This is a genomic window from Agathobacter ruminis (assembly GCF_002735305.1).
GTDB classification, from domain to species: domain Bacteria; phylum Bacillota; class Clostridia; order Lachnospirales; family Lachnospiraceae; genus Roseburia; species Roseburia ruminis.
In genome coordinates this window covers 1-13567 of the sequence record NZ_PDYG01000005.1, presented here as the reverse complement: position 1 = coordinate 13567, position 13567 = coordinate 1, and the positions used below count along the sequence as shown (strand labels likewise).

Sequence of the window (13567 nt, the reverse complement as noted above, 5' to 3'; positions counted from 1 at the left end):
AGGGGACACTTTTGTGTCCCTTTCTTTGTAAGAGGGATTATTATGAGAGAGCTTGAATTACTTGCACCGGCAGGTTCGCCGGAAATATTAAAAAGTGTAATCAATGCCGGCGCAGATGCTGTTTATGTAGGTGGCGACAAATTCGGTGCGCGTGCTTACGCAACCAATTTTACAACCGAAGATTTGCTTTGGGCAATTGATTATGTGCATGCATGTGGCAAAAAAATGTATTTGACAGTTAATACACTGCTCAAAAATAAAGAGATTGAGCAGGAATTATATGCTTATATTCTGCCCTTATATCAGGCCGGACTGGATGCTGTTCTGGTGCAGGATTATGGTGTATTGAGATTTTTACATACATACTTTCCGGATCTGCCTTTGCATGCTAGTACGCAGATGACCGTTTCATCCAAAGAAGGAGCCGCATTTTTGAAATCACTTGGCGTCGAACGCGTTGTGGTTTCGCGTGAACTGTCATTAAAAGAGATGAAGGAAATTCACGACTCGGTTGGTGTGGAACTCGAAGCTTTTGTGCATGGGGCATTATGCTATTCGTATTCGGGCGCATGCCTGTTTAGCAGTGTCCTCGGAGGCAGAAGCGGCAATCGCGGTCGTTGTGCACAGCCATGTCGCATGAATTATACGGTTCTGGACAATGATGAGAAGCAGATCCTTCAGAAAAATGTATATATTTTGAGCTTAAAAGACGCATGTAATTATGAAAAGATTGATGAATTAAAAGAAGCCGGTATTTATTCGCTGAAGATTGAGGGCAGAATGAAACAGGTGGAATATGCATATCATGTGACCCAAATTTATGCGCAGGCAGTGAATGGCAATCGTTCAAAAGATGCAGTAGAACAATTAAAAGAATTCGGCAATCGCGGCGGTTTTACCAATGCTTATCTTTACAGAAATAACGACAGTGATATGGTCACCTATAAAGATTCCTCATTGCATAAGAGCGATTATCTGCCGGCTGCCGATTGTAAAGAAAAGCGATGGAAAGCAACCGGCTTTTTGCGACTGCAAAAAGGTCTGCCTGCCCGTCTGGAAGTATCATGCAAAGACAATCATGTTGTCATAGAGAAAAATCCGGTCGAAGAAGCCAAAAATGTTCCATTGATTGCAAAAGATGTTTTGGCGCGAATGAACAAAACCGGAAATGAGCATTTTGACTTTACTGATTTGCAGCTGGATATGTCGGATGATATTTTTGTGCCGAATGGAGTCTTAAATGCCATGAGACGTGAAGCGTTAGAGGCGTTATATGAATCCATGTTATCCCAATACCGCCGAAATCAACAGGTAGAATTTTCAAGCAGAGATGAGAACAAAAATTCCAACCATAATCTGACCAAATGGATTGCATCTGTACGCGACAGAAAACAGTTATCTGTTTTATTGAGATACAAATCATTAAATGCCATCTATTTACATGCATCTATGTATGAAAAGAATCATTGGATTACAGATTTGCAGGAGGATGTAAATGCTGTCATTGCAGCGGAAAAAGAGTGCTATCTGATTATGCCGGAGGTATTGCGCAATCGTGATGCAGTTTTTTTTGAGGAACATCATGCGGCACTTGTGCAAATGAAACTGGATGGATTTGTTGTCTGCAATACAGACAGTCTGGGGCTTTGCAGGAGATTGTTCCCGCAGTCTAATCTGATTGCCGAACACAGTCTGTATACAATGAACAATCGTGCGATCGACGAATTATCCTCACATGGCATTATGCATTTTACCTCACCGCTCGAATTAAATCGTCAGGAATTGCAGCACCGCGATAATCAGACATCGGAATTTGTGATTTACGGACGATATCCATTGATGCAATCGGCTGGATGCGTATGCAAAAATACAAAAGGATGCCAAAACCCACAGATTGTTTATTTGTCCGATCGCTATCAAATGCATTTCCCGGTGATGAATCATTGCAGTTTTTGCTACAATACTGTTTTTAATTCTTTGCCGACCAATCTGATTGATCAGTTTAAAGTATTGCGGGAGATGGGATTTTCAGATTTCCGACTCGATTTCACAACGGAAAATGAGGAAGAGATTAAGAATATCTTAATGATTTTGGAAGATGAATTATCCGGCAAAATGCGCTATAATAATAAGCAATCATTTACAAGAGGCCATTATAAAAGGGGAGTAGAATAGCGTGCTTCATATTTTTGTTCAGATTTCAAAATTTTTATTGATTTTATTGATCTTATTATATACTTTTGAATGTTTTGCAGCCTTTCGCGTTGAAGCGAGAGAACTGCGTCATTCGGTTTATATACGCCAACGCGTGTTGATGTATTTCATTCACGCATTGGCGTTTGCTGTTTTGTATTTTACAACCATGAATACTCAGATGATTGGAATTTATGTCTTACAATGCTTTTTGATTACAGCAATACTGGCGTTGTATCATATTTTCTATAAGGAGGCCAATCAAATCATACTCAACAATATGTGTATGCTTTTGATCATTGGATTTATCATTTTAACCAGATTATCTTATTCAAAATCCTTGAAACAGTTTTTCTTTTGCCTTGCTGGATTGTTTATTTGCGTCATCATTCCGATTATCATGCAAAGTGTATCCATATTCCGCAATCTTTCATGGATTTATGCAATCGTCGGAGTTCTGGGACTGGCAAGTGTTACAATTTTGGGGAGAGTGGAATACGGAGCCAAATTGTCATTATCTTTTGGCTCGTTTTCGATTCAGCCATCCGAATTTGTTAAAATATTATTTGTCTTTTTCCTTGCATCCCGGCTTTATGACAAAAAGGATTTTAAGAACCTTTTGTTGACCGGAATTTGTGCAGCCGTATTTATGTTGTTTCTGGTTGCCGCCAAAGATCTCGGTGGCGCATTTTTGTATTATACGACTTTCGTGATTATGATTTATGTCGCAACAGAGCGGTTCCTTTATCTGTTAGGCGGTGGCGGGCTGCTTGCAGTTGCCGCATTTGCCGGATATCATATTTTTTCTCATGTGCAGGTGCGCGTCCTGGCATGGCTGAATCCGCTTTCTGTATATGAAAAAGAAGGATATCAGGTCAGTCAGTCTCTATTTGGAATCGGAACCGGCGGCTGGTTCGGGCTCGGTTTGAATCAGGGGCTGCCGAACAAAATCCCGATTGTTGAAAAAGATTTTGTATTTGCGGCAATCTCCGAAGAACTTGGTGGCATTTTTGCATTATGTGTCATATTCATTTGCTTATCCGTATTTTTTATGTTTATGAATATTGCAATCAAAATGCGTGATGATTTCTATAAATTAATCGCGATTGGGCTTGCGACCATTTATGCACTACAGGTATTTCTGACCATTGGCGGAACCATCAAATTTATACCTTCCACCGGTGTGACACTGCCTTTGATCAGTTACGGCGGAAGCTCATTGCTGTCAACATTTATCTTTTTTGGAATCATTCAGGGGCTGTATGTCCGAAATATGACAGAAGAAGAGAAGGGAACAACTGATTTAGATGAAAAGAAAACAAAGAGAAAATAAATCAAACAATCCTAAAACAAAAGAATATACGATAATTACATATTTGTTTTTTCTGCTTTTTATCGGAATGACAGCATATTATGTGTTTTTTATGTTTTTTCGTTCGGAAAATTTCATCAACAGCCCATATAATGCTTTGCAGAATCTGTTTGCAGAACATGTGGTGCGTGGAGATATTGTTTCTTCAGACGGCGAAACACTGGCCACCACAAAAGTGGACGAAGATTTGAACGAACATCGTGAATATCCTCATGATGAAATGTTTGCACATGTGATTGGTTATGCAACCAATGGTAAAGCAGGACTGGAAAATCAAATGAACTTTTCGCTGCTGCGTTCGCATACATTCTTTGTTGACCGGATGATCAATGATTTTTCCAATCAAAAAAATGATGGGGATACGGTGGTATCTTCTCTCAATTATCAGCTGCAAAAAGCCGCATATTACGCACTTGATGATGCAGATGGCGCCGTCATTGTCATGGAGCCAAAGACAGGCCGTATTTTGGCGATGGTTTCCAAACCGGATTATAATCCGAATACCATCGAAAAGAATTGGGAAAAAATCAATGAAGGTACCTCTTCGGAGCTTGTCAATCGTGTCACGCAGGGACAATATGCTCCGGGATCCGTCTTTAAAATTTTTACTACCGTTGAATTTTATCGGGAAAATTTAAACGGGTTGAAAAATTATGAATTTGAATGCAACGGTTCCTTTACAGCCGGTGGGAAAACGATTCATTGCGCTTCAAATCAATCACATGGAAAAGAAAATCTCGAAATGTCATTTGCAAATTCTTGTAATGCAAGCTATGCCAATATTTCTTTGCAATTGGATCCTGATGCGTTTCAATCGACATTGGACGATATGCTTTTTAACAAAGATTTACCGATTGCCTTTGAATCAAACAAAAGTGTGGTTTCCATTTCCTCACAGGACGGGAAAAATATGATTATGGATACTGCAATCGGGCAGGGAAAAACATATGTTTCACCGCTTCATATGGCGATGATCATCAGCGCCCTGGACAATGACGGCACGGTGATGCGGCCTTATCTGGTTGACAAGGTTACCAATAAATCCGGTGTAACGGTTCGAAATTATAAGCCACAAAAATACAAAACCATCTTTAGTGAAGACGAATGTGAACTGTTTCATGATTATCTGGACGCAGTGATTTCGCACGGAACCGCGAAAATGTTTATCGGTCAAAGCTATGATGTTTACGGCAAAACCGGTACGGCTCAGGTTTCGGATTCGACCGACCAGGTAAACTCCTGGTTTGTTGCATATGCGCAGCAAAAAGGATACGAAGATATTGCAATTGCTGTCGTGGTAGAAGACAGCGGAAAAGTTGGTCTGACAGGTACGCGTGTCGCAAAGAAAATATTTGACGCATACTATAAGTAAAGGTATACTTTTTAAAGAATCATATACGAAATACACCACACATTGGAGGAATTGCAATGATTGAAGCAACGAGCTGTGGCGGTGTAGTAATTTTTCGTGGTAAAATCCTGCTTTTATATAAGAATTATCGCAACAAATATGAAGGCTGGGTGCTCCCTAAAGGTACCGTTGAGGAAGGGGAGGAGTTTAAAGAGACGGCGCTCCGTGAAGTGAAAGAGGAGACCGGCGCAAACGCCACAATTATTAAATACATCGGAAAAAGCCAGTACACTTTTACGGTTCCGGAGGATACCGTGGAGAAGGAGGTTCATTGGTATTTAATGATGGGAGAAAGCTATTACAGCAAACCACAAAAGGAAGAATATTTTGTGGACTCCGGTTTTTATAAATATCATGAAGCTTATCATTTATTAAAATTTTCCAACGAACGACAAATTCTGGAAAAAGCTTACAACGAATATTTGGCATTGAAAAAGAGTAATTTATGGGGCTCTCATAAGTATTATTAAAATGGTATGGTATGAAAATCTTTTTATCAGTAATTCTATAGAGAAAAAAGCACATAAAATTGTCAAAAAAATCACCCGTGGTTCCTTTATTAATCACGGGTATCTCATGTGTCTTTCAACGAATGGGACTGATTTGTTTGAAATCATATCTGCCAGAGAACTGGCACAGAAACATTATCCCAAAGATCATTTACAGGTCGTCGGTATTTTTGCAACATGGGATGAAGCAGTCATGCATGCAGGCGCTGTTGTACAGGAGTGCATCCAATTATATGGCAAAACGGATTTGAAGCAATATTATCAAGGCTCATGGAGGGATTCTTTTGATTTTTCTTAATATCATAAAAGTCATCGGAATCATTATCCTGGTGATCATATTGCTTTTGATACTGATTCTTGCAGCAATTTTATACCTGCCGATTCGATACCGGATTGAATCCCGTAATATGGAAATATCAGGAAAGGCATCATGGATTGGTCTGATACGCATTCGTTTTTCTTATTCCAGACAAAAAGGTCCGGCTGCAATCGGAAAGGCATTATGGATTCCTTTTTTTGAGCATCCGTCCAGCCCCGATCAGACGCCCACAATCAAGGACTCAAATAAAAAAGGCTCAAATATAAAGGACTCAAATAATAAAGAATCGAATGAAAAAGAATCAAATGAAAAAGATCCAAATAATGATAATTATGATTTCGATGTAAAAAATGTCGCTTCAAAATCGCGTCATTCAAAGAAAAAGCGTAAAAAGACAGGCAAAATTAAAAAAATCAAAATGCAGATTCAAAAATGGATTCATGTATTTCAATCCAATCGAAATGCATTACGCAAATGCAAACAGACACTGTTTCATATCATCAAAGTAATTTTGCCGAAAAAGATTCGGATCGAGGGAACCTATTCACTCGGATCTCCGGATAAAACGGCACAGGCACTTGGAATTGCAGCCTGTTTCCCAATCGGATATCGCAACAATTGGAAGATTTATCCGGACTTTGATGTGGAAGAAGCATATTTTGACGGCTATATTGATATCAGAGGCAGAATCTATCTCTATCAGATTGTATTCCCTCTGCTTCGATTATTATTTGACAAAGAATGCAAAAAACTTTATAAAGCAGTAAAATAACAGGAGGTTTTTAAGATGGCAGACAATCAATTCAATCAGACAGTAGAATCCTTATTCAAAGGCATGGACAGCTTTATTACAACAAAGACTGTTGTGGGAGATGCCATTACTTTAAATGATACGATTATACTCCCATTAGCAGATGTATCATTCGGTGTTGCTGCCGGTGCATTTAATCAGGATCATAAAAGCAATGGAGCAGGAGGACTTGGAGGAAAGATTCAGCCGAGTGCGGTACTGGTGATTAAAGACGGCAATATTAAACTGGTAAATGTAAAGAATCAGGATATGATGACAAAGATTCTGGATTTGGCTCCGGATGTATTAAACAAATTTACTTCCAAGTCAAAGAATGAAGCAGAAGATGATATCCTTGATGATTTTGAAGATTAATCAATTGAAAAACAGCAACAAAAAAAGAGTTCCTTTCGGAACTCTTTTTATTGTTTGCTATTAAGCTCTCTCAACTTTACCTGATCTCAAGCAGGAAGTACAAACATATAATTTCTTTGTAACTCCGTCAACTTTGCAGTTTACACGCTTGATGTTTGATTTCCAAATATGGTTGGATCTTCTATGAGAGTGGCTGACATTATTTCCGTAATGTACACCCTTTTCACATACTGCGCATTTTGCCATGGTATTGCACCTCCTTGCATTTCATTAAGCATAGCTTTCCTACGCTCACAACATGAGTTATTCTAACAGAAATACTATCATATTGCAAGCAAAAAGATAAAAGATTTTATTATATTTGCTTTTTTATGATTATTTGAGTATAATATACCACAGCTATGCACAAAATGGAGGTGTAACTTATGAAAGGACAATTAGACACAGAGTATGGTCAAATCCTTGTAGATGAGAATGTTATTTCCACATACGCAGGTTCAGTTGCCGTAGAATGCTTCGGAATCGTTGGTATGGCGGCAGTCAATATTAAAGACGGTCTTGTTCGTCTTTTGAAAAAAGACTATTTAAATCATGGAATTGATGTTACCATTGAGAACAACAAAATCGATATTGATTTCCATGTTATTGTATCTTATGGCGTGAGTATCCAGGCTGTTTCAGAAAATCTCGTTGAGACAGTAAAATATAAAGTTGAAGCTTTTACTGGAATGCAAATCAATAAGATTAATATTATTGTTGAAGGCGTTCGCGTCATCGATTAAGGAGGATCACACAGTGGAAGTCAAAACAATAGATACCGAGTTATTGAAGAAGATGTTTTTGGCCGGTGCCAAGAATCTCGATTCAAAAAAAGAGTGGATTAATGAATTAAATGTATTTCCGGTACCGGATGGAGATACAGGAACCAATATGTCGATGACAATTATGTCTGCCGCAAAAGAAGTGGCAGCAATTGAAGAACCGACCATTGCATCATTATCAAAAGCAATTTCTTCCGGTTCTCTGCGTGGTGCACGCGGTAATTCCGGTGTAATTTTATCTCAGCTGTTTCGTGGATTCTGCAAAGTAATCAAAGAATATGATGAATTGGATGTTCGTATTTTAAATGACGCCTGCCAAAAGGCAGTTGCAACTGCTTATAAGGCTGTTATGAAGCCAAAGGAGGGAACCATCCTTACCGTGGCAAAGGGTGCTGCAGATAAGGCCGCTGAATTGGCTGATGAAACGGATGATATCGTATTTTATATGGATGCGATCATCAAAGAAGCTGATCGTGTACTTGATTTAACTCCTGAAATGCTTCCTGTTTTGAAACAGGCAGGTGTGGTCGATTCCGGCGGACAGGGATTAATGCAGGTATTAAAAGGTGCATATGATGCTTTAATCGGAAAAGAAATTGATTATTCTTTGGAAGAGACACCATCTGCAGGTAAAGTTGCAGTTGAAGACCAGCCGGAAGAAGAAATCAAGTTCGGTTACTGTACAGAATTTATCATTATGCTTAACAAGCCGCTCACGAACAAGGAAGAGGCTGAATATAAAGCATATTTGGAGTCCATCGGCGATTCCATTGTAGTAGTTGCCGATGATGATATTGTAAAGACCCATGTTCATACCAATGATCCTGGACTTGCAATTCAAAAGGCACTTTCTCATGGTGCATTATCACGCATTAAGATCGATAACATGCGAGAAGAGCATCAGGAAAAGCTCATCAAAGATGCACAGAAGCTTGCTGAAAGCCAGAAGCAGGAGGCGGTTGCTGAGCCTGAGATGCCTCATAAAGACATGGGAATCATCACAGTTTCCATCGGTGAAGGATTAAATGAAATTTTCCGTGGTCTTGGTGTTGATTATATCATCGAAGGTGGACAGACCATGAATCCGAGTACGGAAGATATGCTGACTGCAATCAGCAAAGTGAATGCGGATCATATTTTCATTTTGCCAAACAATAAGAATATTATTATGGCTGCAAATCAGGCTGCCAGCCTGACAGAAGACAAGGAAATCATTGTCATCCCTACAACAACCGTACCACAGGGAATCACGGCACTTGTCAATTTCATTCCGGACCGTAGTGCAAGTGAAAACAAAGCTACCATGGAGGAGGAGATTTCTCTCGTAAAAACCGGACAGATTACTTATGCAGTCCGTGATACCGAAATCGACGGCAAAGTCATCAAACAGGACGATTACATGGGAATCGGAGACAAGTCCATTCTTTCAGTCGGCACCGACTTGATGGCAACCACTTTGGAAATGGTAGATCAAATGGTAGATGAAGACTCTGCAATTGTAAGCATCTACTACGGTTCCGATATGGATGAGGAAGCAGCCAATGAAGTTGCTGCCAAAATTGAAGAGCAGTATCCGGACCTCGAAGTAGAAGTAAATGACGGTGGACAGCCGATTTACTATTATATTATTTCCATCGAGTAAACGAATTCCACAAGGAGTAATTATGGAAAAGTCTAGCCCTGTGACAGAAATCAAAGGGATCGGACCGAAAACTGAAGAATTATTTCAAAAGACAGGAGTATACACCGTAGGTGATATACTCCTTCGTTTTCCCCGAACCTATATGCAATATCCACCGATGATTGTACCGGCGGAATTAAACGAAGATACATTTGTAGACGGAAAAATATATGCAATCTCTCTTCGCGTTGACAAAAGTCCTTTCACAAGAATGGGGCGCAATCATAAAGCAATTACCACCATTCGTTTATCCGGCATTGAGATGGTCTGGTTTTCCATGCCCTATATTAAAAATGAGATCAAAGTCGGACGACAGCTTGTTTTTTACGGAAAATTGCGGTTAAAAGGACAACAATTGCATATGGAGCAGCCAAAAATCTTTGATTCAAACGATTATCAGGAACTCGTTTCGCTGTATTTGCCGATTTATAGCATCATCAAAGGAATATCCAATGATGCGATGCAAAAAGTCGTAAGGCAGTTGTTAAACGAAGATCCGCTTTTATCCGATTATCTGCCAAATTCGATTCGAAAAGAATATCATTTATGCGAATATAATTATTCCATTAAACAAATACATTTTCCAGATTCCATGGAATCTTTGATAGATGCCAGACGCAGGCTTGTTTTTGATGAATTCTTTTTGTTTATCATGAATATGCGCTTTCAGAAACAAAAACAGGAAAAAGAATCGTCCGGCTTTGCTTTTATGGATTATGCTTATGTGGAAAATCTGTTGAAGAAATTGCCATTTACGCTGACAGAAGGTCAAATGAAATCGTTAAAAGAAATCGCAAATGACTTATCCGGCAAATATCGCATGCAGCGATTGCTGCAAGGCGATGTCGGAAGCGGTAAAACCATCATTGCCTTTTTGCTCATGGCATGGGCATCACATTTGGGATATCAGTCAGCTATTATGGCACCGACGGAAGTGCTTGCTTCACAGCATTATGAAACATTTTGCAAATATTGCAAAGAATTTGATCTGGATATTCCGGTGGTATTGTTAACCGGCCAGATGAAGGCGAAAGAAAAAAGGGAATCATACCAAACCATTGCCGAGGCAAAAAATGCTATCATAGTCGGGACTCATGCACTGATTCAGGAAAAAATCGTTTATCAAGGACTTTCTCTTGTAATTACCGATGAGCAGCATCGTTTTGGTGTAAAGCAACGCGAAGCATTTTCGAACAAAGGATTGTCTCCGCATATTCTTGTCATGAGTGCGACTCCGATTCCTCGTACACTTGGTATTATTTTGTATGGAGATCTGGATATTTCCGTCATCGATCATGTTCCTTCCAAGCGGTTGCCGATTAAAAACAGTGTTGTCGGCACCAGATTTCGTTCAAAATCCTATGACTGGATCAAAAAAGAAGTGGACAGCGGTCATCAGGCTTATGTCATCTGTCCGCTGGTTGAGGAATCCGAAAATGCGGAAGGCGAAAATGTCATTGATTATACCAAACGTTTACAAGCTTATTTCGGCGATTCCATTCAAGTCGGAACTTTGCACGGAAAGATGAAAGGAGCCCAAAAAGTGGCTGTGATGGAAGCCTTTTTGCGCAATGAAATTCAGGTTCTTGTCTCTACAACCGTCGTGGAAGTAGGCGTAAATGTCCCGAACGCAACAGTCATGCTCATCGAAAATGCTGACAAATTCGGTCTGGCACAGCTGCATCAGCTTCGCGGGCGCGTCGGAAGAGGAGATGCACAAAGTTATTGCATCTTTATGAATACTTCCACTTCCAAGACCGCGCAAAAACGTTTGGAAATTCTAAACCAGTCCAATGACGGTTTTTATATTGCAAGCTGTGATTTGAAATTGCGTGGACCGGGAGATTTCTTTGGGATCCGACAAAGCGGTGATTTGGCATTTAAATTGGCTGATATTTATCAGGATGCGACAGAATTGGAGGCTGCATCGGAAGCCGCCAATCGGATTTTGGAAGAAGATCCGGAATTAAGCAGTCCGTATCATCAAAAATTGAGACATGAAATGGAACAAATCATGTCTCAATTCAGAGATAATATTAATTTATGATTCTAAAAGGGTTACACCCTCCAATCCGGGATGAATGGTCATCGAGTAGTTCGTATAATAGACCACGAATCCCGGATTTGCTTTATTTGGCTTTTTCACATTTTTCTTTTGCAAATAGTCAATTTCAATTTTATCTGCATCACGGCCTTTGGAATAATAGCCGGCAAGCCGCGCAGCTTCTTCAAATACATGATCCGGCAATTCTTCATTGTTGGCTTTTACAATTACATGGCTTCCCGGTATGCCTTTGGCATGAAACCACCAGTCATTTCCGGTTGCAATCTTAAAAGTCAGTTCATCATTCTGATAATTGTTTTTTCCGACATAAATATCATATCCGGCAGAAGAACGATAATGAAACGGTTTGCTTTTTTGCATTTTTTGTTTCTTTGAAAAACTTTTTTTGATAAAGCCATAATCCATCAATTCCTGACGGATATCATTCAAATCCTCGACAGATGTGGCAATTTCGAGCGAATTCTGAATAGACTCAAGATGATTGATCTGCATTTTGGTCTCTTCAAGCAATTCATCCAGTGCCTCTACGGTTCGTTTTAATTTATTATACCGTTCAAAATATTTCTTTGAATTCTCCAGTGCACTCAATTGCGGATCGAGCGGAATGGTGATTTCCTTATCATTGTCATAATAGTTTTTACAGACAATGGATTTGTCCCCTTCGCTTGCCTGATAGCCGTATACCTGCAGCAATTCACCATACAATTTGTATTTATCCTTCTTTTGCGCATCTTTGTATTGTTTTGTCTGCAAATCGTATTTTTTTGACGCACGTTCCAGATTGGTGGCGATCACATGACGTAAATCTGTTGATTTCTGACGGATTCTCGTATATTGTTCCTTTTCGTGAAAATATGAATACAACAATGCGGAAACCGATTCATAGGATTTGCTCTCATAATCTTCATACATGCGAAGCGGTAGAGCAGCATATTCAATCGGTTCATTGTTTCTATAAATGACAGTAGGAACAAATTCATGTTCACGAATCTGTTTCATCGCCTCCAGAAATCGCATGCCCAGATCAATTCTGGTAAAATCACTCAATGCCGACATCGGCAAGTCTCCATCGATATTCGCGCGATAGCAGAATTCCTGTGCCATCATTGGGCTGATTCCAGAATAAGACATATAGATTGCTTTAGATGCCGTAAGCGGCAAGTCGGAAACCGTTGACAAAAAGCCGTCCAGATCCTCTGCAAGCGGATCCTTTTTATCATTTTGCGTTTGTGCAATTTCATATTTGATTCCCGGCAAAACTTCGCGCAGAGAACTGGTTGCGGCCGAGATTCGTTTGATGCTGTCAATGATGATTCCTTCCGGATTTGTGAAAATGATATTGGAATGCTTGCCCATCAATTCCACAATCAGTTTTTTTCGGCAGACATCACCCATTTCATTTAAGTGTTCAATTTCAAATTCAATGATACGTTCGAGCCCGGGCTGACGGATTGAAATGATGCGTCCACCCGAAATATGTTTGCGCAACAGCATGCAAAATGTAGGTGCAACCATAGGACTCGGTTTGTTTTCCTCGGTCAGATATAAAAACGGAAGAGAAGCGTTCGCAGACATTGCCAGACGCTTGTTTCCATAATCTTTGGTTTTTATCGTAAAAAGTAATTCATCATTTTCCGGCTGTGCAATTTTGGAGATGCGACCATCCGTCAAAATTGTATTACATTCATGCACCAGATTAGCAATGACAATTCCATCAAAAGCCATAATTTTTTCCTCCTAAACCATACGAATCCATTTTATACGAAAAACACCAAAATGAAAATAAAATGTTACCATTCACAACATGTATTGACTGACATCCTCAGTCCATAGCCCCGGTAACTCCTTCACTTTGCAAGAATATTTTGGTTTTCATATATGCAAAAGCTCGCATTTTGATTGTCATGTGTCTTTTGAATGCCTGTACAATTTTGAAAAAAGGTTTATCGTTGGCGGACACCCAAAACTGTCGTATATGTACTTCTCATCTAAAGGATACCCGGGTGAATTGGAGTGAGCCCTAGTGAAATA

12 protein-coding genes are annotated in these 13567 nt (G+C 39.7%); 10 read left to right on the top strand and 2 right to left on the bottom strand.

Translation table 11 applies throughout. The annotated features are described in order from the left end of the window. Nucleotides 1-42: 42 nt before the first annotated feature. The 7 genes from CSX02_RS01850 to CSX02_RS01820 are packed head-to-tail and all read left to right on the top strand — an operon-like array spanning nucleotide 43 to nucleotide 6969. On the top strand, nucleotides 43-2175 hold the full coding sequence (locus CSX02_RS01850; protein WP_099385419.1) for a peptidase U32 family protein: 2133 nt from the start codon (nucleotides 43-45) through the stop codon (nucleotides 2173-2175). 1 nt (nucleotide 2176) lies between these two features. Next, complete coding sequence (locus tag CSX02_RS01845; protein WP_099385418.1) at nucleotides 2177-3526, top strand: FtsW/RodA/SpoVE family cell cycle protein; 1350 nt, start codon at nucleotides 2177-2179, stop codon at nucleotides 3524-3526. Then, nucleotides 3501-4937: a peptidoglycan D,D-transpeptidase FtsI family protein gene (locus CSX02_RS01840; RefSeq protein WP_099385417.1), complete on the top strand. Its 1437-nt coding sequence runs from the start codon at nucleotides 3501-3503 to the stop codon at nucleotides 4935-4937. The genes CSX02_RS01845 and CSX02_RS01840 overlap by 26 nt, the downstream gene beginning before the upstream one ends. A 56-nt stretch (nucleotides 4938-4993) precedes the next feature. Continuing rightward, complete coding sequence (locus CSX02_RS01835) at nucleotides 4994-5446, top strand: NUDIX hydrolase (RefSeq protein ID WP_031545338.1); 453 nt, start codon at nucleotides 4994-4996, stop codon at nucleotides 5444-5446. A 1-nt stretch (nucleotide 5447) separates the two neighbouring features. Next, nucleotides 5448-5783, top strand: coding sequence for a hypothetical protein (locus CSX02_RS13475; RefSeq protein WP_099385416.1), 336 nt, complete (start codon nucleotides 5448-5450; stop codon nucleotides 5781-5783). Next, nucleotides 5770-6576, top strand: coding sequence for a hypothetical protein (locus tag CSX02_RS01825; protein ID WP_099385415.1), 807 nt, complete (start codon nucleotides 5770-5772; stop codon nucleotides 6574-6576). Before CSX02_RS13475 ends, CSX02_RS01825 begins: the two co-directional genes overlap by 14 nt. A gap of 15 nt (nucleotides 6577-6591) precedes the next feature. Beyond that, a complete protein-coding gene (locus CSX02_RS01820; RefSeq protein WP_031545343.1) occupies nucleotides 6592-6969 on the top strand; it encodes a GerW family sporulation protein in 378 nt (125 codons plus the stop codon). Nucleotides 6970-7029: 60 nt separating this feature from the next. Here the strand turns inward: CSX02_RS01820 and rpmB are convergent, their stop codons facing one another. Further along, a complete protein-coding gene (rpmB, locus tag CSX02_RS01815) occupies nucleotides 7030-7215 on the bottom strand; it encodes a 50S ribosomal protein L28 (RefSeq protein ID WP_031545345.1) in 186 nt (61 codons plus the stop codon). Between the two features lie 179 nt (nucleotides 7216-7394). Here rpmB and CSX02_RS01810 point away from each other — a divergent pair, with 179 nt between their 5' ends. The 3 genes from CSX02_RS01810 to recG are packed head-to-tail and all read left to right on the top strand — an operon-like array spanning nucleotide 7395 to nucleotide 11518. Beyond that, nucleotides 7395-7751: an Asp23/Gls24 family envelope stress response protein gene (locus CSX02_RS01810; protein WP_031545347.1), complete on the top strand. Its 357-nt coding sequence runs from the start codon at nucleotides 7395-7397 to the stop codon at nucleotides 7749-7751. A 13-nt stretch (nucleotides 7752-7764) separates the two neighbouring features. Beyond that, nucleotides 7765-9432, top strand: coding sequence for a DAK2 domain-containing protein (locus CSX02_RS01805; protein ID WP_099385414.1), 1668 nt, complete (start codon nucleotides 7765-7767; stop codon nucleotides 9430-9432). Nucleotides 9433-9454: 22 nt separating this feature from the next. Beyond that, on the top strand, nucleotides 9455-11518 hold the full coding sequence (gene recG / locus CSX02_RS01800) for an ATP-dependent DNA helicase RecG (protein WP_099385413.1): 2064 nt from the start codon (nucleotides 9455-9457) through the stop codon (nucleotides 11516-11518). Here recG and CSX02_RS01795 read toward each other — a convergent pair. Further along, nucleotides 11513-13261 carry an Rqc2 family fibronectin-binding protein gene (locus tag CSX02_RS01795; RefSeq protein WP_099385412.1) on the bottom strand — a complete coding sequence of 583 codons (1749 nt, stop codon included), beginning with the start codon at nucleotides 13259-13261 and terminating at the stop codon, nucleotides 11513-11515. The genes recG and CSX02_RS01795 overlap by 6 nt on opposite strands. Nucleotides 13262-13567: the final 306 nt, after the last annotated feature.

Excerpts from the sequence above, each read along its gene's own strand:
- CSX02_RS01835 (WP_031545338.1), top strand. The coding sequence starts at position 4,994 with ATGATTGAAGCAACGAGCTGTGGCGGTGTAGTAATTTTTCGTGGTAAA.
- CSX02_RS01840 (WP_099385417.1), top strand. The coding sequence starts at position 3,501 with ATGAAAAGAAAACAAAGAGAAAATAAATCAAACAATCCTAAAACAAAA.
- CSX02_RS01810 (WP_031545347.1), top strand. The coding sequence starts at position 7,395 with ATGAAAGGACAATTAGACACAGAGTATGGTCAAATCCTTGTAGATGAG.
- CSX02_RS01850 (WP_099385419.1), top strand. The coding sequence starts at position 43 with ATGAGAGAGCTTGAATTACTTGCACCGGCAGGTTCGCCGGAAATATTA.
- CSX02_RS01795 (WP_099385412.1), bottom strand. The coding sequence starts at position 13,261 with ATGGCTTTTGATGGAATTGTCATTGCTAATCTGGTGCATGAATGTAAT.
- rpmB (WP_031545345.1), bottom strand. The coding sequence starts at position 7,215 with ATGGCAAAATGCGCAGTATGTGAAAAGGGTGTACATTACGGAAATAAT.
- CSX02_RS01820 (WP_031545343.1), top strand. The coding sequence starts at position 6,592 with ATGGCAGACAATCAATTCAATCAGACAGTAGAATCCTTATTCAAAGGC.
- CSX02_RS13475 (WP_099385416.1), top strand. The coding sequence starts at position 5,448 with ATGGTATGGTATGAAAATCTTTTTATCAGTAATTCTATAGAGAAAAAA.
- recG (WP_099385413.1), top strand. The coding sequence starts at position 9,455 with ATGGAAAAGTCTAGCCCTGTGACAGAAATCAAAGGGATCGGACCGAAA.